The organism is Izhakiella australiensis (genome assembly GCF_002006995.1).
GTDB lineage: Bacteria > Pseudomonadota > Gammaproteobacteria > Enterobacterales > Enterobacteriaceae > Izhakiella > Izhakiella australiensis.
On sequence record NZ_MRUL01000001.1, the window covers coordinates 517,639 to 541,405 of the forward strand.

The 23,767-nt window shown below is 54.7% G+C and carries 23 protein-coding genes; 14 read left to right on the forward strand and 9 right to left on the reverse strand.

Annotated features, from left to right (window positions below; translation table 11 throughout):
* The first annotated feature begins 8 nt into the window (after positions 1 to 8).
* The 3 genes from BTJ39_RS02300 to BTJ39_RS02310 all read left to right on the forward strand — a co-directional run bounded on the left by BTJ39_RS02300 (position 9) and on the right by BTJ39_RS02310 (position 3,466).
* Positions 9 to 914, forward strand: a complete 906-nt coding sequence (locus BTJ39_RS02300; protein ID WP_078001035.1) for a LysR family transcriptional regulator — start codon at positions 9 to 11, stop codon at positions 912 to 914.
* A 161-nt stretch (positions 915 to 1,075) separates the two neighbouring features.
* Positions 1,076 to 2,302 carry a mechanosensitive ion channel family protein gene (locus BTJ39_RS02305; RefSeq protein WP_078001036.1) on the forward strand — a complete coding sequence of 409 codons (1,227 nt, stop codon included), beginning with the start codon at positions 1,076 to 1,078 and terminating at the stop codon, positions 2,300 to 2,302.
* 195 nt (positions 2,303 to 2,497) lie between these two features.
* On the forward strand, positions 2,498 to 3,466 hold the full coding sequence (locus BTJ39_RS02310; RefSeq protein WP_078001248.1) for a magnesium and cobalt transport protein CorA: 969 nt from the start codon (positions 2,498 to 2,500) through the stop codon (positions 3,464 to 3,466).
* A gap of 25 nt (positions 3,467 to 3,491) precedes the next feature.
* Here the strand turns inward: BTJ39_RS02310 and BTJ39_RS02315 are convergent, their stop codons facing one another.
* The 7 genes from BTJ39_RS02315 to BTJ39_RS02345 form a co-directional block, all read right to left on the reverse strand.
* Positions 3,492 to 4,124 (reverse strand): DUF1109 domain-containing protein, encoded by a 633-nt coding sequence (locus tag BTJ39_RS02315; protein ID WP_078001037.1) that lies wholly within the window; start codon positions 4,122 to 4,124, stop codon positions 3,492 to 3,494.
* Positions 4,111 to 4,683, reverse strand: coding sequence for a sigma-70 family RNA polymerase sigma factor (locus BTJ39_RS02320; protein WP_078001038.1), 573 nt, complete (start codon positions 4,681 to 4,683; stop codon positions 4,111 to 4,113). The genes BTJ39_RS02315 and BTJ39_RS02320 overlap by 14 nt, the downstream gene beginning before the upstream one ends.
* An 85-nt stretch (positions 4,684 to 4,768) precedes the next feature.
* Positions 4,769 to 6,016, reverse strand: a complete 1,248-nt coding sequence (locus BTJ39_RS02325) for a protein-disulfide reductase DsbD family protein (RefSeq protein ID WP_078001039.1) — start codon at positions 6,014 to 6,016, stop codon at positions 4,769 to 4,771.
* A gap of 45 nt (positions 6,017 to 6,061) precedes the next feature.
* The gene (locus BTJ39_RS02330) at positions 6,062 to 6,613 is read right to left on the reverse strand and encodes a peroxiredoxin (protein ID WP_078001040.1); all 552 of its coding nucleotides are present in this window, start codon (positions 6,611 to 6,613) and stop codon (positions 6,062 to 6,064) included.
* Positions 6,614 to 6,703: 90 nt separating this feature from the next.
* The gene (locus BTJ39_RS02335) at positions 6,704 to 7,906 is read right to left on the reverse strand and encodes a hypothetical protein (protein WP_078001041.1); all 1,203 of its coding nucleotides are present in this window, start codon (positions 7,904 to 7,906) and stop codon (positions 6,704 to 6,706) included.
* Positions 7,907 to 8,064: 158 nt separating this feature from the next.
* Entirely contained in the window at positions 8,065 to 8,460 is a 396-nt protein-coding gene (locus BTJ39_RS02340) for a hypothetical protein (RefSeq protein ID WP_078001042.1), read from the reverse strand.
* A 104-nt stretch (positions 8,461 to 8,564) separates the two neighbouring features.
* Positions 8,565 to 8,930: a helix-turn-helix domain-containing protein gene (locus tag BTJ39_RS02345; protein WP_198412926.1), complete on the reverse strand. Its 366-nt coding sequence runs from the start codon at positions 8,928 to 8,930 to the stop codon at positions 8,565 to 8,567.
* A gap of 250 nt (positions 8,931 to 9,180) precedes the next feature.
* On the opposite strand from BTJ39_RS02345, the gene BTJ39_RS02350 reads away from it, so the two are divergent.
* Positions 9,181 to 9,555, forward strand: a complete 375-nt coding sequence (locus BTJ39_RS02350) for a hypothetical protein (RefSeq protein WP_078001044.1) — start codon at positions 9,181 to 9,183, stop codon at positions 9,553 to 9,555.
* A gap of 23 nt (positions 9,556 to 9,578) precedes the next feature.
* Here BTJ39_RS02350 and BTJ39_RS02355 read toward each other — a convergent pair whose 3' ends face one another.
* Together BTJ39_RS02355 and BTJ39_RS02360 are read right to left on the reverse strand one after the other, a co-directional pair.
* Positions 9,579 to 10,880, reverse strand: coding sequence for an ABC transporter ATP-binding protein (locus BTJ39_RS02355; RefSeq protein WP_078001045.1), 1,302 nt, complete (start codon positions 10,878 to 10,880; stop codon positions 9,579 to 9,581).
* A gap of 46 nt (positions 10,881 to 10,926) precedes the next feature.
* Entirely contained in the window at positions 10,927 to 12,666 is a 1,740-nt protein-coding gene (locus tag BTJ39_RS02360; RefSeq protein ID WP_078001046.1) for an ABC transporter permease, read from the reverse strand.
* A gap of 331 nt (positions 12,667 to 12,997) precedes the next feature.
* Between BTJ39_RS02360 and BTJ39_RS02365 the strand changes: the two genes are divergently transcribed.
* The 10 genes from BTJ39_RS02365 to BTJ39_RS02410 all read left to right on the forward strand — a co-directional run bounded on the left by BTJ39_RS02365 (position 12,998) and on the right by BTJ39_RS02410 (position 23,713).
* Entirely contained in the window at positions 12,998 to 15,601 is a 2,604-nt protein-coding gene (locus BTJ39_RS02365; protein WP_078001047.1) for a sigma 54-interacting transcriptional regulator, read from the forward strand.
* Positions 15,602 to 15,768: 167 nt separating this feature from the next.
* Complete coding sequence (locus tag BTJ39_RS02370; protein WP_078001048.1) at positions 15,769 to 16,569, forward strand: sorbitol-6-phosphate dehydrogenase subunit; 801 nt, start codon at positions 15,769 to 15,771, stop codon at positions 16,567 to 16,569.
* A 39-nt stretch (positions 16,570 to 16,608) separates the two neighbouring features.
* Entirely contained in the window at positions 16,609 to 17,022 is a 414-nt protein-coding gene (locus BTJ39_RS02375; protein ID WP_078001049.1) for a PTS sugar transporter subunit IIA, read from the forward strand.
* Between the two features lie 6 nt (positions 17,023 to 17,028).
* A complete protein-coding gene (locus BTJ39_RS02380; RefSeq protein WP_078001050.1) occupies positions 17,029 to 17,532 on the forward strand; it encodes a PTS sugar transporter subunit IIB in 504 nt (167 codons plus the stop codon).
* A 115-nt stretch (positions 17,533 to 17,647) separates the two neighbouring features.
* Positions 17,648 to 18,265: a PTS mannose/fructose/sorbose/N-acetylgalactosamine transporter subunit IIC gene (locus BTJ39_RS02385; RefSeq protein WP_198412927.1), complete on the forward strand. Its 618-nt coding sequence runs from the start codon at positions 17,648 to 17,650 to the stop codon at positions 18,263 to 18,265.
* Positions 18,266 to 18,275: 10 nt separating this feature from the next.
* Positions 18,276 to 19,097, forward strand: a complete 822-nt coding sequence (locus BTJ39_RS02390; protein WP_078001051.1) for a PTS system mannose/fructose/sorbose family transporter subunit IID — start codon at positions 18,276 to 18,278, stop codon at positions 19,095 to 19,097.
* Between the two features lie 21 nt (positions 19,098 to 19,118).
* Entirely contained in the window at positions 19,119 to 20,288 is a 1,170-nt protein-coding gene (locus BTJ39_RS02395) for a mannitol dehydrogenase family protein (protein WP_078001052.1), read from the forward strand.
* Between the two features lie 83 nt (positions 20,289 to 20,371).
* On the forward strand, positions 20,372 to 21,016 hold the full coding sequence (gene hxlA / locus BTJ39_RS02400; protein WP_078001053.1) for a 3-hexulose-6-phosphate synthase: 645 nt from the start codon (positions 20,372 to 20,374) through the stop codon (positions 21,014 to 21,016).
* Positions 21,013 to 21,576, forward strand: a complete 564-nt coding sequence (gene hxlB / locus BTJ39_RS02405; protein WP_078001054.1) for a 6-phospho-3-hexuloisomerase — start codon at positions 21,013 to 21,015, stop codon at positions 21,574 to 21,576. Before hxlA ends, hxlB begins: the two co-directional genes overlap by 4 nt.
* 1,129 nt (positions 21,577 to 22,705) lie before the next feature.
* Positions 22,706 to 23,713: a LacI family DNA-binding transcriptional regulator gene (locus BTJ39_RS02410; RefSeq protein ID WP_078001055.1), complete on the forward strand. Its 1,008-nt coding sequence runs from the start codon at positions 22,706 to 22,708 to the stop codon at positions 23,711 to 23,713.
* The last annotated feature ends 54 nt before the right edge of the window (positions 23,714 to 23,767 follow it).

The following is a 23,767-nucleotide window of genomic DNA, read 5'->3' on the forward strand; positions in this document are numbered from 1 at the left end:
GAGGGGCTATGGATAAACTGAGCGCGATGCGCAGTTTCATACAGGTGGTTGAGGCGGGGTCATTCAGCCGCGCCGCCGAGCTGTTAGCGCTGCCAAAATCAACGGTGACGCGTCAGTTACAGGCGCTGGAAAATGATGTTGGCAGCAAGCTCCTGCACCGGACATCGCGCCGGTTAAGCCTGACGACGGCGGGTGAAGCTTATTATCAGGGGGCGCTGTCGGTGCTGGAGCAGCTGGCGCGTCTGGATAGCCGCGTAGTGGCCGATGGCGCAACGCCGGGCGGCCTGATTCGGGTCGAGATGGCAGGCGCGCTGGCATATGGCCGGATACTCCCCGCACTGCCGGATTTCCTTAGCCGCTATCCTGAATTGCAGCTGGAACTTAGCGTCGGGAACCGAACCATCGACCTGATTGAACAGCGCATTGATTGCGTTATTCGCGTCGGTCCGTTACGCAATGATGCGTTAATCGCCCGCTCGCTCGGCGCATTGGAGATGGTGGTATGCGCCGCACCTTGCTATCTGGCGCGCAACGGTACGCCGCAGCATCCGGCCCAGCTGGCGCGAGACCATCACATCGTGCAGGTGGCGTCGCCGCAAAGCGGGCGCGCTTTTCAGCATACTTTAACGCGTGATGGCGAAGAGATTGCACTACAAGGCCGCTGGCAGCTATCGGTAAACGATGCCACCGCTGCGCTGAGCGCCGCCTGCGCCGGCGCTGGCGTGGTGACTACCTACCGTTTTCTGGCTGACGAGGCGTTAGCCAGCGGGAAACTGGTGGCCCTGCTGCCGCAGTGGCGGCTGGCGCCGGTGCCGGTGCATATTGCATGGCCGGAAAATCGCCATCTCGCATCACGGGTCAGGCTGTTTATTGACTGGGTCCGCTTGCTGTTCAGCGCTGAAGCGCCACAATGACAGTACCGTTCGCTGTTAAGGGGGATGAATGACTCGTTTTTGCCTGGGTAGCGGTCGCCATCCGCGCGTCATACGGTTGGGTTGAAAGCACAAATAATTTATGGTTAAACGTCGTCGCAATGGGATAATTTGTCGACTCTACTATAGCGAGCGTGGGTGCAATGTCGGTATTCAATACCATCTGGTCGTTTATTGCTGAGAATTATATTCTCTACGTGATATTTTTCAGCGGCGTGCTGCTGATATCCGGCTTGGTATCATGGCTTATCAGCAAGTTCTTTTTGGTATTTCTGGTGCGCAGGCTGTTTTTTGCCACGCACAAGCAGGAAGTGCCGCTGGAAAAAGATGTGCGTATTGCCGGTAAGCTGGCGAATATGGTGCCGGTGGTAGCGGTATATACCCTCAATCAGTTCATCCCCAACCTGCCGCTGCACATGGTGGACAGCATAAATACCATTTGCGGTATTTTATTTATTGTTTACCTGGCGAATCTGATTAACGAAATTCTGGAGATTATTAATCTTTCATGGGTGCGTAAAACCCGTAAAAAGAATCACTCGATTAAAGGCTATATCCAGGTGGGTAAAATCGGTGTCCACGTGATTGCCGTGATACTGGTGTTGGCGACGATGTCGAACAAATCGCCGGTGATCATTCTGTCCAGTTTGGGCGCCGTGGCGGCGGTGCTGATGTTAGTGTTCCAGCACACGCTGATTTCGCTGGTAGCCAATATCCAGGTTTCAACCTCTGACGTATTACAGCTGGGCGACTGGATTGAAATGCCTGGCTCGGATATCAGCGGCGAAGTGATTGATATCGCTCTGCATACCATTACCGTGCGTAACTGGGACAATACCATTTCGCGCATTCCCACCAAAAATTTTATTACCGAAGCCTACACTAACTGGCAGGCAATGTTTGCCTCCGGCGGTCGGCGTATTAAACGCAGTTTTTATATTGATCAGCTGTCAATTTCCTTCGCTACGCCCGCGCTTATGCAGTCGCTGGAGCGCCTGCCGCTGCTGCATCAGATGGTGGAAGAAACCCTGCCGGCGGACAAGCCGGCGTCGCCGGACGAGTCATGGTTTATTGAGCAGGGAATTACTAACGTTGGGCTGTTTCGTCAATATATCGCGCGCTGGCTGGGTAAGCGCGGCGATATTCGTGGCGATATGTATCTGGTTGTGCGGCCGCTGGCGCCGACGGCGCAGGGCCTTCCCGTGGAGGTTTACTGCTTCACCTCCTCAACGTTGTGGATTGATTATGAAGCGTCGCAGGCGGAAATTTTTGAATATATTTACGCCATTTCGCACTATTTCCAGCTGAACATTTATCAGCAGCCAACCGGCAGCGATTTCCGCCGCTTTACTGGCCCACCGTCGGCGTGATGCTCTGCTCCCTTGTCTCTCCCGGCGAGGCAGGGGATTGCGAGTAAGCTATTTCTTTTCCGCAGAATCTTCCGTTGGCTGACCGCTGGCTTATCAGGTGCTTTTTGCCAGCGGCTTCGGAAACCAGGACATTTACAACTGCGCCTTCTGGCGTCAGGGTAGAAAGCGGACCTAACGCAACATTCGGAGATTATGATGATTGTTAACAGCATTGTTTATCGTCAGGGACGCGAGCCGGAAGTGGTTGCGGTTGAAGATATCAGCGAAGTTATTAAGCAGCCTGATACCTTTATCTGGCTGGGGTTGCTGGAGCCGGAACCGGCTTTTATGAACACCATCAAGCAGGAGTTTAACCTGCACGAACTGGCGATTGAGGATGCGCTCACCGCCCATCAGCGGCCAAAGATTGAGCGCTACAGAGATTCGTTGTTTATCGTATTAAAAACCGCCGGGCAAAACGAAAGTGGCGAGGTCCACTGTGGTGAAACCCACCTGTTTGTCGGCAAAAACTTTCTTATTTCGGTGCGTCATGGTCAATCGGACAGCTATGCCGCCGTGCGTCAGCGGGCGCTGGAGAACCACGATAAGTTTGCGCTGGGTGCAGGATACGCGCTGTACTGCATTATGGATTTTATCGTCGACAACTACAGCGATACCGTGGCAAAGCTTAACGACCGTTTTGGCGATATCGAAACGGCGATGTTTAACAGTGAGTTTAATCGCGACGATCTGCAGCTTGCCTATAACATGCGGCGCGAGCTGTCTTTGTTGCGTAACGCCGCCCAGCCGGTTGAGGAAATCTGCTCGCAGCTGATCCACCTGCACGAAGAGATAATCCCGGAGCCGCTCCGGCCTTACATTCGCGATGTGCAGGACCACGCCAGCCACGTGGTTATTGATGCCGAAGAGATGCGCGAAATGCTGATTAATGGGATGCAGGTCAAGCTGGCGCTGGTCTCGGTGCAGCAAAACGAAGTGGTTAAGCGTCTGGCGGGATGGGGGGCGATTCTGGTGGTGCCTACGGTGGTGTTTAGCATGTACGGCATGAACTTTAAAAATATGCCGGAGCTTAATGAAGCCTACGGCTATCCGGCGGCGCTGGTGATTACCTTCGGGGTTTGCGGCTGGGTGTGGAAAAAGTTTCGTAACGCCGGCTGGCTGTAATTGAGCGGTGAGGGCGCAGAGGGGGCTAGTCCAGCGCCACCCATCGGCGGCCGCCGAGCACCGTAATGGCGATAATCGTCAGCGCTGCTGCCAGATGCATAAGCAAATCAGGCATCTCCAGCGTGACCGGATGGCAAAATGACAGCAGGGTTGCGGTCATAAAAGCGATACCGCAACCGGCCAGCGCCAGGCTGCGCGTCGGATAGAGCGTTCGCGTACGGCGCAGGCTGATCACAGAAAAGACCATCATTGGCAGGCTGGCCGCCAGCATAAACTGATAGCAGTGCATACCGTCGCCCGCGGCGTGGGGCTCAATGGGAGTATGGCTGGCGTTAATCAGATTGGTTACCAGCCAGCTCATCACCAGCAGTGTCAGCCAGAGTGGCCTGATCGGTTTGCGTCCGGCAATGCTGAGGTTAAAGGCGCTGAAAATCGCCACGGTGCCGGCAATAAATGCCAGCAGCATGGCGAGGAGGGCGGTTAATGCGCCTGGCTGCGACCAGTCGGTAAAGGTGTGGCGCAGCTGCCAGCCAGCCAGCGCGCCGGTGGGAAGCACGCAGGAAACCCAGCTGACAACGCGCCAGAGGGTGGGCGGCGTGCGGGTAACCGGACGTGCAGTGCGGCTTAAGGTCTCAATTAATTTGTCATGATTTCCCATGGCTACTGGCTCCAAATTTACGCAGGTTTTGCATGGCGCGGTGCAACAGCGCTTTCACTGCTGATACGGAGAGATCGTTTTCCGCTGCCGCTTCGGCAAGGCTACTTTCGCGTAAATGAACTGATTCAATGATCTGTCGCTGGCGGGGCGGCAGCTGACCCAGCCAGCCGCTCAGCACCTGGCTGTTGGCAATATCGTCCGTTAGCTTGCCTTCGCCGCCGCTGGTCTGGTAATGCAACACGTCTTCATCCTGTAACTCCCAGTCGCGGCGACGGCCGCGCTGACGCAGCGCATCTATCGCGCGCGCGGCGGCGATCGCCGCGACCCATGGCAAAATCGGACGGGTCGGATCATAGGTATGTCTCACCCGATGAATCGCCAGCAAAGTGTCCTGAATGACATCCTCGACCAGCGCTTCATCGCTGATTTTCTTGCGCACCAGGGCCCGGATGGCGGGCACCATTGCCTGCAACAGCTGACTGTAAGCCTGCTGATCGCCTGCCTGAGCGCGCGCCATCAGTGTCGGCCAGCGGGTGCTTGATGCCTCAGACAACGACATAGTGCGCCCGCTGAGCGGTTATTTTACTCCGCGCCGGATGCTTAACGCGGTGTGGCATGAAACACGTGGTAAGTTACTAATAATTTCATGCTTTTTTCCCCGTTTCGCTGGCTTTGTCAAGGGCGGAAATCACCGTGCCGGGCGTCAATACCTGCGGCAGAACGACCGGCTTGCCGCCGTTCGCCGGGTAAACGACGTAGAGTGGCAAACCACCGCGGCCAAAATCGCTTAGCGCCTGTTCTATATCGGCATTAAATTTCGTTGAGTCGGCAACCATATAGATGGTGCCCGTTTTCGCCATCGCCTGCTTCACCGCCTGGGTTGTCAGCGAGGTGCGATCGTTGACCTGACAGGTAATGCACCAAGACGCGGTAAAGTTGACGAATACCGGTTTGCCCTGGCCTTTCACCGCGTCAACATTCTGCGGCGACCACGCCACCGGTGCCGGTGCGCTGTCGCTGGCGATCTCAGCGTTGCCTGGCGCCGGGTCCGCGCTGTTTTTCAAGGCAACCAGCGGCGGCGCTAATAAAATAATAAATGCGCCGGTCAGGATATACATCGGCAGATAACGTTTTCCCTGCAGATGACGCTGCTGCGCCATACCGTATAGCCATGCGGCGAAGCTGAGCAGCAATGCACAGGCCAGAATAGTCGCCAGTGCGCTGGAACCCGCCTGACGCTCCAGCACCCATACCAGCCACGCTGAAGCGCCGAGCATGGGAAACGCCAGCGCTTTTTTCAGCGTTGCCATCCATGCCCCCGGACGAGGCAACAGCTTACCTACCAGCGGGAAAAAGGAAATAAGGGTAAATGGGGCGGCAAAACCGAGGGCCAGGGCGGCAAAAATAATCAGGCTCACTGCTGGCGGCTGGGTCAGGGCATAGCCAACGGCGCTGGCCATAACCGGCGCGGTGCAAGGGGTGGCAACCACAATCGCCAGCGCCCCGGTCAGCGCAGAACCGATCAGGCCGCCGCGATTGCCGCCAGCACCGCCGACGCGCTGTACCGACAGGCCAATTTCAAACAGGCCCAGAAGGTTCAGCGCCGAGCCCAGCATAATCAACGCCAGCAGAGCGATAACCTGTGGCGATTGCAGCTGAAAACCCCAACCGACCGCCGACCCGCCGGAGCGGGCCAGCAGTAGCGCTCCCACCAGGATAAACATGGTGGCGAGCACGCCCAGCATAAACGCCAGTCCTTCAAGGCGGCTCTGAGCCGGTGAATGATGATGGCGGACCAGACCCAGCGCTTTGAGCGAAATAACCGGAAAAACACAGGGCATAAAGTTGAGAATAATGCCGCCAATAAAGGCGGCGACAATCGCAGTCAGCATGGTTCACCTGCTTGTTGGTCGCGGATTATGTCTTACCGTCAGGCTTTATTGATGGCTCTGACGATACTTTTTCACCGCATCCATGGTTTTCTGAATGTGGGCTTCCGGGTTTTTATCGGTATAGCTCAGCAGAATTTTGCCGTCCGGCGCGATAACAAACGAGGTGCGATCGGAGAGGGTTTTCCCTTTCATTTGCATGGTTGCCTGATATTCCGCGGCCACTTTGGCGCCCGGATCGGCGGCAACGGCAAACTTATCGCGGCACTCCAGCTTGGAGAAGTCAGCAATCTGTTCGACGTTGCCGGCGGTCACGCCGATTACGGTAGCGCCCAGCTTAGTAAAGCCATCGCTGGCTTCGGCAAATTCATGGGCCTCAATAGTACAACCCGCGCTAAAGGCGGCCGGGAAAAAGTAAAGCACCACCGGCCCTTTTTGCAGCGCCTGCTGCAGCGAGAAATTCATCGGCTTACCGGCCAGCGCGGCCTGTAGCTGGAAGTCAGGTGCTTTAGTTCCAACGTTGAGCGCGGCAAGGGCCGAGGTAACGGGCAGGGTGATGCTTAACAGCAGCGTGGCGATCAGTTTATGTTTCATCTGCATGGTGACTCTCCAGTTGGCAGGGTAGTAAGGATGCTATTTATTTCAGGTTCGCCGCCAGCTGCAAAAAGGTTGCGCCCGGCAGAGATTTTTTTATCGCTGACGTTGGTAATGAATATAGTCGTTGAAGATGGGACCATTTACCGCCATGCTGCCGGAGGCTGAAGGCCTGACCATTGCCGGGATTAGCACCTGGGTTAGCATCCACGGCGTGGTCGCTGGCGTAATGCCGTTTATCTGCTGCGGGCGACGCCAGATAAGCCCGTAAGTGGCAATTTTCACGCCGTTAGCCTTCATCAGCGCCAGCATCTGCTGTAAATAATGCGGAGTAAACCAGCGCTGGGAGGTAATAAAGCTATCCCACTGTGATTGGGAAACCGGCGTGCGCAACGTGAGGGTAAGATACTGAGCGACCGTTATCTGCGGCGGCAAATGCTGACGCGCCACGAAGGCAGCGCCGGCAGGGCTGGCAGCAACTTTGTCGGGCAGGTGCTTTTTCCAGGCATGGATCAGCGAGAGCTCCGTTACCATTAGCGGCTTATGCGGCACCTGACGATGGACAAACGCGGCGGCACTGCGGGCGCTGCTGATATCAGGCTGATGCAGATGGTAATCCACGCCGGTAATGCGTGCATCGTGGTTTGCCCAGCGCAGCATGCGGCGGGTCAGCTTTGCGTTTTGCACTGCCGGGCGATCGACGCGAGTCAGGCCGCCGGCATAAAGTGGCAGAGGCCTGCCGTCCGCCGCCAGCGGGTGATGTGCGGCAATATGCGCTGTCAGCCGGCGCAGAAAAACCAGTACCGGAATGCGTCCGTCAGCGCCGGGGCGTAAATCTGCCGGTCGGGTATCAATGGTGAGTTCATTGACGAGCACCAGTGCGGACAGTTTGCCTGACAGCGTTTGCAACAGGCGATCGCAAAAGTTAAAGGCCTGCTGTTCTTCCCGGCTGCCGGGGCGGGGGATCGAGCCAAAGCGGCCTTTACCGTTGGAATCCCACTTCAGCGACAGGATAATTTTATGGCCGCTGTCTGCCGCCTGTTTTAACGCCAGCAGACCGGGATCGTGCTGATAATCGCGCTGGCCGCGAATAAAGGCGGAGGCCGGGACAAAACCGCGCAGCCACTGGGTCTGCGTTTGCGCCAGCGCCTGAGGCGTCACCCAGCGCCAGTTTTCATTAATATTGCCGCCCAGCTGCAGGGCGGGGTGAGCGGCGGCGCTGAACGCGATGAGCGCGCTGACAGCCAGCAACCCAGGGCGCAGGAATATTTTGCGCAGCGAGCGCAGTATGGCGGACAAAATCGTCTCCCTGTAATGAGGGAAATATCAGGTGCCGACAGCGAAACAGGCAGCTGCCGGAATCCTTGCTACGTTTTGCGGTGTCGTGGCGCAGTTAAAAGTGTCGTCGCGAGAGTCGGCCGCAAGGTAAACATTGCGGTGAGAAGTCGTGGCTTCCGTCAGGTTCCCGCCATTACGCCGGCAACCGCGATCCCCAGGAACGCGGTGAAAAGTATGGCCACCAGCACCACGGAGCCGCCGCCGACGGCGGCGGCTGTTTTACCATCGGAGATCCCACGCTTTTCCAGCTTACTGATTTGTGAAACCGCGACGACGCTGCCGTCATCACCATAAATATTTTGCTGATCGGTCCGTGATACCGTCAGTTCGCCCGTTGCGCCATTTTTAAGCTGATAGCGGACTTTATCGCCTGAATATAGCATCGGCTGCATTAAATAATAGCTGCCGTTATTTAACGACTGCTGGCGAACATTAACACCGTAATAGGAATGGCAGCCGCTGATTATCAGCGTTGCGGCAATAAGCGCGGCTGACAGCGTTTTTAACTGTTTCATAATAGCCTGTCCCTCTTGGGGGTTATGGTGAGGTCTCGGGTAAAAGATAGCTCAGCGTTTACCGTCAGGCTAGTTTCCGACAGCTTATCTCTCCGTTTTTCATATTATTTTTCGCTGGCATCAGCAACTTCATCGGCTTTATTTTTAGCGCTCTGAATCCGGGCGTAGGTAATGACGCTATTCAGCAGGGCAATAATCAGTCGACGCTCTTCAACGGGTAAAACTTTAACCGCCAGAAACTGACTGACAAGTTCCTCCGGTGGATCGAATTGCGCATTGGCGAACACTAACTCATCCAGTGAAACATTCAGCCGGTGCGCCAGCTTAACCAGTGGAGAAAGCGTCGGCTGGGCGGTTCCGGCCTCATAGCGCCGCAGCTGATTCACGTGAATGGCCACGCTGTCGGCCAGCTCTTGTTGGGTAAAACCGGCGGCCCGGCGAAGTTGGGTCAACCGTGCGGAGAATTGCATTAAAACCCCCGCAGCGTAATTTTCAACATATCCTAACATCCCTGTCAGTTGGTTCATGTTGCCATCATAAGGCCTTTAAAACTGATGAAAAGCGTATTTCGGCAAAAGATAAAATCATTGTGTGCTGGCTCGCATTAGTGTGCTATCTGCGCCTGTCGGGGAAGCGCCCGGTTAAAATATCGAGGCTTTAAGTGTTGATCTTTCTTCATGGAACTTTTATTGTTACGTGAAATTTTATGAGGAAATCTCTATGCCATTGTTAACTTCATTTTTACCCCTGTGGATCTGCCTGGTGATTGCGCTGATGGCGAGCTGCATTTCGATTACCGTTACCCAGACTGAAATCTTTCGGCCGCTACGGGAATGGGTCAGTGGTAAAAATGTGCTGATAGGTCATCTGTTTACCTGTTTTTACTGCTTTAGCCACTGGGTGGTTTTTTTAGCGATCGTGGTTTACCGCCCGGTATTAATCAGCAGCGGATTTGTCATTATCGATTTGTTTGTCAGTACTTTTTTTACTATCGGTCTGGCGACAATGTTCAGCGGTATAATTTTAAAAGTAATGCGTACCGCCATTGCTAAAGCGATGGAAGAAAAAGAAGCCAGAGAGAAACTGGGCTTTTAATCAGGGCGCCGGTGCGGTCATTGTTAGCTTTCCACATCCTCCAGGCTGAAGGTTTCCGTCTGATCGTTATAGGAAAATATTTCGCCGTACCTGCCCCAGTTAATCACCGCCTCCAGCGTTTCCCGCGCGGCGGCGTCGGAGAGATAGTCTTCCAGTTCCTGTGCAAAGCGTACGCGCGGCGCCCGATGTTCCGGCCGCTCTTGCAGAATTTGTCGGATATGCGCTGCCAGCGGCACCCCGCGCAGCAAGTGTCCGGCAAACTGCACCTTACGCTGCTGGGTATCAAAGCCGGCAAACTGATGAGCCGCGTCGGTCAGAAATATATCGCCCTGTTGAATATCAACGAAGCGCAGGTGCTGCAAAACTTCGGCAATGGGAAACAGATCATCGACTTCCAGATGAAGAGAATTGGCGATTTCTGGCATATCCGCACGGCCGGAGTAAGGCTCCGCCGCCAGGGTTTCAATCAGACCCGCCATCAGGTTAGTTGAGACTTCCGGCAGGCGGCTGCCGAGCTGTAAAGTTTTGCCGACCGTTGGCTGACTAAGCCGGTCGGTCATGCGGCCATAGACGTCATCGACGAGGCGGCGAAATGTCGGATCGAGGCGGTTACGAGGATGGGGAAACGGCACCTGAATTTCAGCGACCACCCTGCCGGGATTTGATGACAGGATCATAATGCGGTCACACATAAACACCGCTTCTTCAATATTGTGCGTGACGATCAGTATCGACTTTATCGGGGTTTGCCCTTCCGTCCATAGATCGAGCAAATCGGTACGCAGCGTTTCCGCCGTCAGGACATCCAGTGCTGAAAACGGCTCGTCCATCAGCAGCAGCGTCGGGTCGACCACCAGTGCGCGCGCAAAGCCAACCCGCTGGCGCATGCCGCCGGATAATTCTCGCGGGTAGGCATTTTCAAAGCCATCGAGGCCGATCAGATCGATGGCCGCCAGCGCACGCTTACGTCTTTCACCGGCATTGACTCCCAGGGCCTCCAGTCCGGCTTCGACGTTTTGCTGCACCGTCAGCCAGGGAAACAGGGCAAAAGACTGGAATACCATGGCAACACCCCGTGCCGGACCAGCGACCGGTGCTCCCTGATAAATTATCTCTCCCTGCGTTGGGGTAATTAAGCCGGAAATAATTCGCAGCAGCGTCGACTTACCCGAACCGGAGCGCCCCAGCAGGCCAACGATTTCACCCGGACGGATCTCCAGCCTGACATCATCCAGAATGCGCACTTCGCCATGGGCCTTCTGATAGCCGTGCGTAACGCCGTTTACCTGCAGAATGCTTTCCTGTCCGGACGCGGTGAAAGTCATCTCTTTCTCCTTGGTGGGTCAGTCGGGAGGCTATGGAGCGCCACGCTTAATCAATACGGAAACGGTTTTCTGCCCAGGCATACAGCGGACGCCACAGCAGGCGGTTAAACAGCGTCACGAACAGCGACATCACCGCAACGCCCAGAATAATATGGGGGAAATCGCCATTGGCGGTGGTCTGCGCAATATAGGCACCCAGCCCGTGGGCTTGTAATTTAACGTCGCCCCACTGAACCCATTCCGCCACGATGCTGGCATTCCAGGCGCCGCCGGTGGCGGTAATGGCCCCGGTCAGGTAGTAGGGCATAATTCCGGGCAGGACGAACTGGCGCCACCATTGCCAGCCACGAATGTGAAAGTTTGCCGTTACTTCGCGGTAGTCATTAGGCAGAGCGCTGGTTCCGGCGATGACGTTAAACAAAATGTACCACTGCGTACCGAGTACGATCAGCGGTGACAGCCAGATATCGGGGTTTAACTGATAGCGCACGATGACTATCACAAACACCGGAAACAGCAGGTTAGCCGGAAAGGCCGCAAGAAACTGCGCGACAGGCTGTACCACCCCGGCCAGCGCCGGACGCAGACCTATCATCACGCCGATCGGCACCCAGACAAGGGAGCACAGTACGGTCAGCAGCAGCACGCGTAGCAGGGTAATCAGGCCCAGCCATAGCACATGACCGGTCTGCACTAGCGTGACATCCCGACTGATATACGCAAATACCTGCCAGACCACCAGCGCGGTCAATGCCAGTACCAGCAGATTCCAGAGCATATCCACGGCGCGCGCGTGGCGCCGCAACGGGTTTGCCTTGCGCTGAGGCTGGCTGGCAGGGGACCCGGCCAGCCGCAGGCGGGAGAGGGTGGCGAAAACCAGACCGAGGAGGGTCATCGTGCGATGCACCAGCCTGGTACGACGCATCAGATTGCGCAACCAGGACTGCGGCGCCTGCTGGCTGCGGGTGGTTTCCATGCGATACTTATCAGCCCAGGCGACCAGCGGACGGAACAGCAGCTGATCATAGGCCAGTATGACGATAAACATCGTCAGGGTTACCCACCAGATGGCCTGCATATCCTGACGTGCAATGGCGAGAGCCAGCCAGGCGCCGATGCCTGGCAACGTAATGGTACTGCTGCCAACGGTAATCGCTTCCGATGCCACCACGAAAAACCAGCCGCCGGACATCGACATCATCATGTTCCAGATAAGGCCCGGCATGGCGAAGGGAATATCCAGCTTCCAGTAGCGTTGCCAGGGCGTTAAATGAAACCCCTGAGACACTTCGCTCAGGTCGCGCGGCAAAGAGCGCAGCGACTGATAAACGCTGAAGGCCATATTCCAGGCCTGGCTGGTAAAAATAGCAAAAATTGCCGCCATCTCCGCTCCCAACACCTTGCCAGGAAACAGCGCGAGAAAGAAGGTAACGGTAAAGGAGATATAGCCCAGCACCGGCACCGATTGCAGGATATCCAGCACCGGGATAAGTATTTTCTCCGCCCGCCGGCTCTTTGTTGCCAGGGTGCCATAAACCAGCGAAAATATCAGTGAGGCCAGCATCGCCACCAGCATGCGCAGCGTGGTGCGCATGGCATATTCCGGCAGGTTCGAGGGCGATAGCGAAACCGGCGATGATTGCAGGGTGCCAATCGGCAGCTCCGTTTGCCGGAACATCACCGCAATCAGGGCAATTGAGCCGATAATCAGCGGAAAGGCGACAAAATCCCAGCGATTGGGCAGCAGACGGCGTCTTAATGCTCCACCGTTGAATCTGAAGATCATCGCGGCACCTCCACGTTATCGGCCACGCAGCATAATGAACTGGCTATTGCCGGTAATGCCTGATCTCCTCCGGCAAATATAGTGTAGCCAGGTTTTTACAAAAATATGAAAGTGTTGCGATTGCTGGCCGCTCGTACTGTATCGGTGGAACAGGCTTAGTTTGCGCCGGGCCAGTAATCAGTAACAAAGCCAGCCTGTGATAAAGATCGCCCTGTAGAAATAAGCAGATTGCGCATGTGGGAAATGCAGCGCAGGATTTAGTGTATAAAAAAAAAGCTAGTGTCCAGTGTTTAACTTTCCTCCGTATTATCACCTTGATCAGGGCCTTACCATGTCGGCGAAAGATAACCTGCTGCATAAAATTAACAGCGTGTATTCCACCCATGACGCGGGTTTCACCGCCCAGGACTGTGAGGCTCTTATGGCGGTCAGCCGCAGCGTCATTAGCCATTATCTCAACCGGCTGTGCGATGAGGGAAAATTAACCAAACAAAATACCCGCCCGGTCCGCTTTTATCTTGCTGACGAGGTTGCGTCCGGCGTATCCGCTGGCGGCGTCATGCATGACGATCCTTTTAACCTGTTTATCGGCGCTGACGGCAGCCTGCAGCCGCAGGTTGAGCTGTGCCGCGCGGCGGTGAACTACCCTTCTGAGGGGCTGGCGCTGCTGATGGTCGGTGAAAGCGGCGTCGGCAAAAGCTATCTGGCTCACCTTATTCATCAGTACGCGGTTGAAAAATCGCTCATAGCGGCGGGAAAGACGCTGGTGGATCTTAACTGCGCCGATTACGCCAATAACCCGGAGTTGCTTTCCGGCGCGCTTTTTGGCTATACCCGCGGTGCTTTTACCGGCGCCGATCGGGAAAAGGCTGGCCTGCTCGATCACGCTGATGGCGGCTTTCTGTTTCTCGACGAGGTGCATCGCCTGTCGGCGGAAAATCAGGAAAAGCTGTTTCTGTTTATGGATAAAGGCTATTTCTACCGCCTTGGCGATAGCAGCACGCGACGCTATGCCAAAGTCAGATTCCTGTTTGCCACCAGTGAAGCGACCGATGAAATGTTGCTGACCACCTTTCGCCGCCGCATTCCCTGCCGGGTCGAACTACCCGCTTTCAGCGAGCGCCCGGTTGCGGAACGGGTGGCGCTAATCGAAGCTTTTTTGCAGCAGGAGTCAGGCCGCCTGAAGCGGGAAATTGAGGTCGAGGTGGCACTCATGCAGCAGCTGATTGCCACCCCGGTGCGCGGCAACGTCGGTGAGCTGAAAAACCAGATTAAAGTACTGTGTGCCGGTGCCTGGAGTCAGCAAAAAGAGAGTGAGCAGTCCAATCTGGTGCTGGCGCTTTCCGCATCGAACCGCCCGACGCCTTCTGCTGAGCGGCTGCTAATTACCCCTCACGGGCAGCCAGGCTCAGTCTCGTTGCTTGGGCAGCGGCTGGGGGGCTGGCTGAATGAAGAGCGGCTGCTGGTTGAATTTTGTCAGAGCGCCAACGCGCCGCTTTTTGCACGCAAACTTGAGGAGTGGCTGCACTATTCCCAGTCGGACGTTTTATTGGATCGCAGCCGTCACGGCTATCTGTGGAAAAAGAGCCAGCAGGCGTTTTCACAGCTTGCGGATCTGACGGGCATTGAAATCAATCCGGCGCTGCGTAACACCCTCTGGCTGTGCATGCTTTATGCGCTGCACGCCCCGGTGGCAGAACAGCCGCTAGCCGAGCTTGATGCCGCCAGCGCCTGGACTTCGCAGCGGGCATTAATGGTTGCTGATGAATGTCTGGCGCTGATCCGCGCGCAGGTGACGCCACAGCCGCTGCCTCTGCTGCGACCGGTTATCAGAACCCTGTTTCATCATCATGTTGAGCCAGATCAGCTTATTCAGGGCGTGATTGTCTCCCACGGCAACGCCACCGCCTCCAGCATTGCGGGGACCGCTAATAAGCTGGTTGGCGGCTATTACCTTAAAGCCTTCGATATGCCTTTTTCAGTTGATACCCGCGGGATAATTGAAATGCTTATCCGTCATCTGGACAGCATTCAGCACGGTAGCGGACTGATTATTCTGGTTGATATGGGCTCGCTGAATGAAATTTATCGGGAAATTAAGCTGCATCTGCATAGCGACCTGCTGGTCATGAATAACGTTTCGACCTCAATGGCGCTGGATATCGCCGGCAAAATTCAGCACCGGCTGTCTATGCCAGAGATTGTCGACAGCATTAAGGGTGCTTATGAGGTGGAAGCCCGCTATTACGAGGGGATGATCAAGGGCAATAAAATCGTGATCTCCTGTATTTCCGGCGCCGGGGTTTCCGCCAAGCTGAAAGATATCCTTATGCGCTATCTCGATGAAAAGAGTATGGAGATCGTGACGGTGGAATATGACGATCTGAAATGGAAGTTAAGCCGGGCGGATACGGTGCTCAATGGCACCCAGCTGATTATTACCACTACCGACATTGACGCCGGCACCATTCCGTTGGTTAACGTTCAGCAGTTGCTCAAGGAGAAATCAACCCGGCTGTGGCAAAACTACTTTTGCAGCCTGCTTACCCCTGAGCAGATGGAGAGCATGATTGACGATATCGTTAAGCTTTTTACACTTGAGGGCGTTGCCGGGCATCTGAAGTTTCTTAATCCCGCAGTTATTATCGAAGAGGTCGATTTACTGATTAAGCAGTACGAAGCCCATTACCGCGTGCATTTTGAAAGTTACCTGCGAATGAATCTGTTTATGCATATCGCAGCGATGATTGAGCGCCTGATGATTAATGACGCCTTCCATCACCGTGATAACCACGAGCTTAGCCAGCCGCAGCTGCATTTTATGGATCTGCAACGCGAACTGTTTAAGCCGCTGGAAAACAGATACCGCATCGCACTTTCCACCAGCGAATCATTAATGATTTATGAGCTGATTGAACCCTGGGTAACGGTTTGAAGCTGCTGCCGCTGGCAAATGTGATCGCTGGCATAAACAGTGTCTGATAAGCAATTAGACACTAATGTAGTGTTGGGTTTGTTGTTTATCTGATTGATTAATAGCTTAAATAAAAGCTGGCATGGCAATTGCTCTTATTCTTCTGCCATCAACACAGGGGAAATCAAATGAGCGCAGGCTGGCTGGACTTAAATAACAACGTTGTGGTTGTCACCGGGGGATGTTCGGGTATTGGTGAAACGCTGGTGGGGATGCTGCATCGCAACAATGCCCACGTGGTCGTGGTCGATCGCGCGGCTAAACCCGCGAATGCACCGGACGGTGTGGACTATTTTCAGGCAGACATTACCCAGCGTGACAGCGTTGAGCATACCGTCGCGGCAATTAAAAAGCAGTGCGGGCGGATTGACGGTTGGGTGAATAACGCCGGGGTGAATCGGCCCCGTCTGCTGGTCGATTACTATCAAACCACGCCAGGATTTGAACTGAACGAGGAAGACTACGACTTTATGGTGAATATTAACCAGAAAGGCGTTTATCTCTGCGCGCAGAGCGTTGCCAGAGTGATGATCGCGCAGCAATCCGGCGTGATTATCAACATTGCCTCCGAAGCGGGAATCGAAGGCTCACGCGGGCAGAGCTGCTACGCGGCGACCAAGGCCGCCGTCCATGCTTTTACCCTGTCGTGGGCGAAAGAGCTGGGCAAATTTAATATTCGCGTCGTTGGGGTAGCGCCGGGTATTAACGAACCAACCCCGATGGGCGGCATTGAATATCAGACCGCGCTGGCCTATACGCGCGGCATTAATATCAGTGATATCGGTGATAACTACAGCGAGAAGCTGCCGCTCGGCCGCCCGGGCAAGCTGAGCGAAATTGCCGACCTTTGCTGCTTTTTGGTCTCTTCTCACGCCAGTTATATAACCGGCACCACGATTAACATTACCGGCGGTAAGTCGAAAGGGTAACCGCATCCTCATTCAGGCAGTGGTAAATAAGGAACGCTCATGACGCAATTAGCAAAACGTCCATGGTTGTTGATCATTACTCATGGGCGCTTCGGTGAAGAGCTGGTGAAAAGCTGTGAACTGGTGCTGGGCAAGATGAAAGATGTCTATTGCTTCTCTTTGCTGGAAGGAATGACGCCGGAAAAATTAATGGAAAACGTCGGAGAGGTTCTTAATAACGCACCGGAGGACAGTCTTATCTTTACCGATATATTCTCCGGCACGCCAACCAACGTTGCGGCGGTATTTGCCAAGCGTCATCAATACACGGTTATTTGCGGCGTGAATTTACCGATGTTAATTGAAGCGGAAATGAACCGGGGAGATAAATCTACTCACCAATTAGCTGATGACCTCGTCGCCGCTGGCGTGGGAAGCATTATTAATATAACCAGAATAACAAATGAAAGGTAAGACATTATGAAGAACATCAAGCTGGTACGTATCGACTTTCGTTTAATTCATGGCCAGGTCGTCACTAAGTGGAAAAATATTATCTCGGCGCAGAAGATTATTATCGTTGACGATAAATTATCTAAAGATGAATTTTTATCTGACATTTATGTTATGGCTGCGCCGCCTGATGTGTCCGTCGAGGTGCTGGCGGAAGAAACCTTCATTAATAACGTGGCATCGGGCCAGTACGATGATGGCAAGACCAATATTCTGCTGTTGTTTAAATCGATCAGCACGCTGCGCCGGGTAATTGATAACGGTGTGCCTTTTAGCGAGGTGCAAATTGGCGGATTAGGCGGCGGCGTAAACCGCAAATCCGTTACTAACGGTATCTCCATTGATAATCAGGATTTTGACGATCTGAGAGCCATTCAGGCAAAGAACGTTAGCGTTTACTTTCAGGTAACCCCGGAGGAAGTGAAGCTGACACTGGATAAAGTGCTGGCAAAAGTCGGGAGCTTATCATGATAGAAATCGCCATTTTCACCGGTCTGTGGTACTGGATTTGTAAAACGGACATGGGTTACGCCGTGACCCATGTTATCCGCCAGCCGCTGTTCTCTGCGGTTATCATCGGCTAATCATGGGCGATCTGACCCAGGCAATCGTTATCGGTGCTGCCATTCAGATTTTGTATATCGGTCTGGTTGCTGCCGGTTCCAACCTGCCGGCCGATGACTGCCTTGCCGGGCTTATTGCCATCCCGCTGGCCTTAAATACCGGGCTTAGCCCGCAGCTGGCGATTGCCATTGCGGTGCCGGTTGGCGTCATGGGGGTGTTTATTGACCAGTTCCGTAAAACGATCAATGCCTTTTTTGCTCACCTGGCGGATAAAAATGCCGAACAGGGCGATACCCGTGCCTTGACGATGACCGCCATTGTCTGGCCGACGCTGCTTGGCTTTTTCCTGCGTTTTCCGGTGCCATTCTTTGCCAACCTTTATGGTAAAGACAGCATTACCGCGTTTCTGAACAGCGTACCGCAATGGCTGATACATGGCTTCAGCGTGGCGGGCGGACTGCTGCCGGCGCTGGGGTTTGCCCTGACCATCTTTGTGATTGGTAAAAAGTCGCTGCTGCCGTGGTTTTTTATTGGCTATTTTCTCGTGCAGTTCAGCGGAATTCCGGTGTTTGGCGCGGCAATCTTCGGCTTAAGCGCCGTACTGTTAATCGCCCACTATCAAAACAAAAAAGAGGCCTGAGGGGAACATCATGGAAAACCAACAGAAGCTTATTACAGAAAAAGATGTCAAAAACAGCTGGCTTTACTATTACATCATTGCCGAAATGGGCATCTCCTACGAACGCCTGCAGGCGCTGGGTTTCGCTACTTCGCTGATCCCGGTGCTGAAAAAGCTGTACCCGAACAAAGAAGATCTGAAGCAGGCGCTAAAACGCCATCTGGTGTTCTACAACAGTGAGGCGGTTTACAGTGCGCCGATCAACGGCATCGTCATCGCCATGGAAGAGCAGAAATCGCGCGGTGGCGATATCGAAGATGACACCATCACCGGAATAAAAACCGGTCTGATGGGGCCAATGGCGGGAATCGGCGATTCCATTGACTGGGCGACCTTAAAACCGATTATCTTTGGCCTCGGCGTGACGCTGTCAGCCAGCGGCAGCATGATTGGCGCGCTATTTATGCTATTGCTGCCGATTATCCAGATAGTGGTTGGCCGTAATCTTGCCGCCTATGGCTATCGTGCCGGGCAGGCATCCATTCGGGAAATTCTTCAGTCCGGTCATATCAAAACGCTGATAACCGGCGCCAGCACCCTTGGGCTGTTTATGATGGGGGCGCTTTCCTCAACCTACGTCAAGCTATCGACGCCGGTGCAACTCAGTTTCGGTGCGCAGAATAAGCCGTTTGTTCTGCAACAGGTGCTGGACAATATCGTGCCCGGTCTGCTGCCGCTGGCGGCGGTATTCGGTATCTACTGGTGGCTGCTTAAACGTAACCAGAATTTTACCGTCATCATGATATTTATTATCGCTCTGTCGATTGGCGGCGCCTGGCTGGGGCTGTTCTGATCGCGCTGAAAGGAGACGTTTATGCAAGCGGTACACTTTGGCGCAGGCAGCATCGGACGGGGTTTTATCGGCGATCTGCTGCATGACTCAGGTTATCAGATAACCCTGCTGGATCTGGATGCTGGACTCAATGCGCAGATTAACCGGACGCACAGCTATGATCTGTATGTGATTGAGCAGGATTACCGCCTTAAAACTATCGATCGGGTGCGGGCGCTATCACCGCTAACTGACGAGCCGCAGGCCATCGCGGCGCTGGCTGACGCCGGGCTGATCACCACCGCCGTGTGGGCGGACAATCTGCCGCGTATTGCTCCGCTGCTGGCAAAAGGACTGCGGGAGCGGGCGCGGCAGGGCAAAGCTAAAATCAACGTTATCGTCTGTGAAAATGCGGTTGGCAACGGCCAGCTGATGCGCCAGGCGATCCTTTCTCAGGATCTAATGAGCGCCACTGAGCTTGACGCCTGCGCCGCCTTCCCCTGCACCGCGGTGGATCGACTGGTTCTCGGCGCGCAGCGCGAAGGGCAGCAAGTGATTAACGTTGGCGTTGATCATGAGCTGGTGATTGATCTGACGGAGCTGGTCCATCCCGACGATCGCCCGATACAGGGAGCGGTATACAGCGATAACCTGGCCAGTTGGTTTGAAAAAAAACTGTTTATTATTAACGGCGGTCACGCCTGGGCCGGTTATATGGGCTGGATCTACGGCGAGGATATTATTCAGCGGGCGTTTGCCCGGCCGGGCTTTCTCGACCAGGTAAAGCAAACCATGGGTGAGAGCGCGGCGCTGATCGCCAACAAGCACGGTTTTGCGCTGGCGGAGCTGCATGACTACCTCGACTTCGCCTGCCGGCGCTTTGCGCTGCCAGGGCTGGAGGACAGCGTGGCGCGGGTATGCCGCTCGCCGATACGCAAGCTGGCTGCCGGCGATCGATTGGTTGCGCCTGCGGTGCAGTGCCAGCAGGCCGGTCTCGACTACCCGCATTTGCTGTCGGGCATTGCCGCCGCGCTGCTGTATGACCATCCGCAGGATGAGCAGGCTCAGGAGCTGCAATGCACTATCGCTGAGCAAGGGGTTGCGCAGGCGCTGGCAAAGTACAGCGATATTACGTCGGGACATCCGCTGGCAAAGGAAATTCTGGCACAGTTTGCCCGCCTGAAAGAAATTAAAGCGCGTCACCGACGCTGAATAAAACCATATGGCTTTTATCTGAATATTTCAGAGGAATAGCCACGCCTTTTAGCTGTTAAATACCGATCGAGGAAATATCGATGAAATTACAGTTGGCCTTAGATGAATTAAAACTAAATGATGCCATTGCGCTGGCGCAGCGCGTCAGAGAGTACGTGGATATTATTGAAATCGGCACGCCGTTCGTTATTGATGAAGGGATGAATGCGGTCAGGAAATTTAAGCAACAGTTTCCTGAAAAAGAAATTCTGTCTGATGAAAAAATAATGGATGGCGGCTTTCTTGAATCCGAGCTGGCGTTTAATGCCGGCGCGGAATACGTCACGGTGCTGGGCGTAACCGATATTCTGACGATAAAAGCCTGCCTGAAGGCAGCAAAGGCTCACGGACGGCAGCTGGTGGTGGATATGATTTGCGTCGCTGATTTACCTACGCGCATTGCCGAGCTTGAGCAGGCCGGGGCGGAGATCCTGGCGGTGCATACCGGCGCCGATCAGCAGGCGGCGGGCCGCCAGCCTCTTGACGATCTGCGCGTCATGAAAACCCACGCCCGGCGCGCTAAAATTGCCGTGGCTGGCGGTATAAATAGTAAAACCATTGATCAATACGTGGCGCTGCAACCGGATATTATTATCGTTGGCTCCGCGATCACCCATGCTGCCGATCCGCAGCTTGAAGCGCGTTTAATCAAGGAGGCTATGCTGAAGGCCGGAGGTGCAGAATGACGACCTGTCACTCATTGATGGCAATTATCGAGGAGCTGAAAAGCGATGCGCAGCTTATTGAACGACAGAGCGTCGATCGGCTGGCGCAGCTGGTTCACAGCGCCAGTCGCGTTTTTGTTGCTGGCGCCGGGCGTTCTGGCTTTGCCGCCCGCGCTTTCGCTAACCGACTGATGCACCTCGGCTATAGCGTTTTCTTCGTTGGCGAGCCGACCACGCCCTCGATTCGCCAGGGCGATTTGCTGGTCATTGGTTCCGGCTCCGGTGAAACCGCAAGCCTGGTCAGTATGGCGAAAAAGGCCAAAGCCGAAGGGGCAAACATCGCCACGCTGACCATTTATCCCGATCACAGTATTGGTAAGATGGCCAGCGTCAGCATCAGGATCCCTGGGGTGACTAAAAAATCGACCGAGGGCAGCGGCAAAGCCTCATCGGTGCAGCCCTCAGGTTCATCGTTTGAGCAATTGAGCTGGTTGATTTATGACAGCATCATTGTCGATCTGAAAGCGCTAAGCGGACAAAACGACGACCAGATGTATTACCGTCACGCGAATCTTGAGTAGCAAGAACCGCTCACGGCCGCCGCGCCAGTTAGCCTGGCGCACGAGAAATTCCGCATTGCTGTACGCCCGTCGCCCGCAGCGGCGGGCAACGATGGCACCTGCCGTACAGGCGAACGGAACAACCCACCGGCGGTGGATAAATCAGCCACCAGCTTGATAACAACATTGAGGTATCAGCAAATCTGCGTCCAACGCCGTTATCGATTAAAAACGGATGCCGTTTCCCACAAGCCTGTACCAACAGGCTTTTCTGCGCCGAACGAATGAAGCCCGCCAGGGTGAGCCGCAGGGAAGCGGCGAAAGTAAGCGCTGCGTCGGGAACGCATCGCGAACGGCCCGTCAGGCGGGCTGAAGCAGTGAGGGAATGGCGCAGCCACGCAGAAACCGCCGGAAGTCCGGGGTCAAGGGGCCATGACGTTTGATGGCCCCTTGCCGGTCGCCCGCAGCGGCGGGCAACGATGGCACCTGCCGTGCAGGCGAACGGAACAACCCACCGGCGGTGGATAAATCAGCCACCAGCTTGATAACAACATTGAGGTATCAGCAACTCTGCGTCCAACGCCGTTATCGATTAAAAACGGATGCCGTTTCCCACAAGCCTGTACCAACAGGCTTTTCTGCGCCGAACGAATGAAGCCCGCCAGGGTGAGCCGCAGGGAAGCGGCGAAAGTAAGCGCTGCGTCGGGAACGCATCGCGAACGGCCCGTACGGCGGGCTGAAGCAGTAAGGGAATGGCGCAGCCACGCAGAAACTGCCGGAAGTCCGGGGTCAAGGGGCCATGACGTTTGATGGCCCCTTGCCGGTCGCCCGCAGCGGCGGGCAAACGGAGTGCCTGGCGCAAAGGCGAACGGAACAACCCACCGCAGGTGAAATAAACAACCCACCGGCGGTGAAATAAGCGCCCACCGCACAGGCGAACGGAACAACCCACCGTTGGTGAAATAAGCCGGGCAGGCAGGGAGGGATGTACAGGCCCAAGGTCAAGGAACCGTGACGCCAGATGGCCCCTTATCGCACGCCGGGTTTATTTTGTGTTCAGTATCACAAAATTCATTTCAGCGTTTTGACTGATTGCAAGCCGACGATTAGCGTAGCAGTCAAAATGAAACGTTTCATTTAGGTTCGGGAAATGGTCGCCACGATTAAAGATGTAGCCAGGCTCGCCGGCGTCTCTCTCGGTACGGTATCGAAAGTGATTAACGGTGACCTGAGCGTCAGCGAAAAGCGTAAAGAGCAGGTGCAGAGCGCGATTGCCGCGCTGGGCTATTCGCCGAACAGCATCGCGCAAAATTTACGCATTGCGAACTCCAGAACCATTTCGGTGCTGCTGGCGAATATCACCAACTCGTTTCAGATGGCGTTGGCAAAAGGCATCGAAGAAGTGGCGGTGGCGCATAATTACAACCTGGCGATCGGGGCGACCAACGAGCTGATGGAAAAAGAACTCGATAGCCTGGAGATGTTTGAACGCAATCGCAGCGACGGCATCATCATCTGCAGCACCGGCAAAACGAAAGACAAGATTTGCGCGCTGATTAATAAAGATATCCCGGTGGTGATGGTTGATCGCTTTGTGCCGGACATTCCGTGCGATTACGTTGGCGATGATTTTCCGCGCGCCATTGAGATTGCGCTGCAGCATTTGCAGGAACTGGGGCATCACCATATCGGCGTGATCCACGGCGATTTAAATACCTATCACGGCGCCTGGCGCCATGAGCTGGTGCTGCGCAAAATGCGCCGGCTGAAAATAAAATACGATGAGCGCCTGCACAAAACCGGTGCCTACAGCCACCAGCAGGGGGAAAAGGCATTTCGCGAGCTGATGTCGCTGGCGGTGCCGCCAACGGCGATATTAGCGGTGAACAACGTGCTGTGCGCCGGGGCGATTAAAGCGGCAAATAGCTGTGGCGTATCCATTCCGCAGCAAGTGTCGCTGATATTGATTAATGAGAATAATTTCTTCTGGGACATTATCTCGCCGGGTATCACCATGGTGACGCAGTCGCCGCTGAAAATCGGCCGTCACGCCGCCAGCATTATTTTTGAACGTCTACAGAGTAAGGACGCGCCGACGTTCACCAATACGTTATTTGAACCCGGACTGATTATCCGGGAGTCGACGCGCAGAATCTGAATTTTTTTAAATTAAAAATGAAACGTTTCATTTTTGAAAAATAACAACAAGGGC

Bases quoted from the DNA above. Each gene is read 5' to 3' on its own strand.
- BTJ39_RS02355 (WP_078001045.1), bottom strand. From the start codon at position 10,880: ATGACTTTCACCGCGTCCGGACAGGAAAGCATTCTGCAGGTAAACGGC.
- BTJ39_RS02360 (WP_078001046.1), bottom strand. From the start codon at position 12,666: ATGATCTTCAGATTCAACGGTGGAGCATTAAGACGCCGTCTGCTGCCC.
- BTJ39_RS02380 (WP_078001050.1), top strand. From the start codon at position 17,029: ATGAAGAACATCAAGCTGGTACGTATCGACTTTCGTTTAATTCATGGC.
- BTJ39_RS02320 (WP_078001038.1), bottom strand. From the start codon at position 4,683: ATGTCGTTGTCTGAGGCATCAAGCACCCGCTGGCCGACACTGATGGCG.
- BTJ39_RS02375 (WP_078001049.1), top strand. From the start codon at position 16,609: ATGACGCAATTAGCAAAACGTCCATGGTTGTTGATCATTACTCATGGG.
- BTJ39_RS02365 (WP_078001047.1), top strand. From the start codon at position 12,998: ATGTCGGCGAAAGATAACCTGCTGCATAAAATTAACAGCGTGTATTCC.
- BTJ39_RS02410 (WP_078001055.1), top strand. From the start codon at position 22,706: ATGGTCGCCACGATTAAAGATGTAGCCAGGCTCGCCGGCGTCTCTCTC.
- BTJ39_RS02300 (WP_078001035.1), top strand. From the start codon at position 9: ATGGATAAACTGAGCGCGATGCGCAGTTTCATACAGGTGGTTGAGGCG.
- hxlA (WP_078001053.1), top strand. From the start codon at position 20,372: ATGAAATTACAGTTGGCCTTAGATGAATTAAAACTAAATGATGCCATT.
- BTJ39_RS02310 (WP_078001248.1), top strand. From the start codon at position 2,498: ATGATTGTTAACAGCATTGTTTATCGTCAGGGACGCGAGCCGGAAGTG.
- BTJ39_RS02325 (WP_078001039.1), bottom strand. From the start codon at position 6,016: ATGCTGACTGCGATTGTCGCCGCCTTTATTGGCGGCATTATTCTCAAC.
- BTJ39_RS02315 (WP_078001037.1), bottom strand. From the start codon at position 4,124: ATGGGAAATCATGACAAATTAATTGAGACCTTAAGCCGCACTGCACGT.
- BTJ39_RS02305 (WP_078001036.1), top strand. From the start codon at position 1,076: ATGTCGGTATTCAATACCATCTGGTCGTTTATTGCTGAGAATTATATT.
- BTJ39_RS02350 (WP_078001044.1), top strand. From the start codon at position 9,181: ATGCCATTGTTAACTTCATTTTTACCCCTGTGGATCTGCCTGGTGATT.
- hxlB (WP_078001054.1), top strand. From the start codon at position 21,013: ATGACGACCTGTCACTCATTGATGGCAATTATCGAGGAGCTGAAAAGC.
- BTJ39_RS02345 (WP_198412926.1), bottom strand. From the start codon at position 8,930: ATGCAATTCTCCGCACGGTTGACCCAACTTCGCCGGGCCGCCGGTTTT.
- BTJ39_RS02330 (WP_078001040.1), bottom strand. From the start codon at position 6,613: ATGCAGATGAAACATAAACTGATCGCCACGCTGCTGTTAAGCATCACC.
- BTJ39_RS02385 (WP_198412927.1), top strand. From the start codon at position 17,648: ATGGGCGATCTGACCCAGGCAATCGTTATCGGTGCTGCCATTCAGATT.
- BTJ39_RS02395 (WP_078001052.1), top strand. From the start codon at position 19,119: ATGCAAGCGGTACACTTTGGCGCAGGCAGCATCGGACGGGGTTTTATC.
- BTJ39_RS02370 (WP_078001048.1), top strand. From the start codon at position 15,769: ATGAGCGCAGGCTGGCTGGACTTAAATAACAACGTTGTGGTTGTCACC.
- BTJ39_RS02390 (WP_078001051.1), top strand. From the start codon at position 18,276: ATGGAAAACCAACAGAAGCTTATTACAGAAAAAGATGTCAAAAACAGC.
- BTJ39_RS02340 (WP_078001042.1), bottom strand. From the start codon at position 8,460: ATGAAACAGTTAAAAACGCTGTCAGCCGCGCTTATTGCCGCAACGCTG.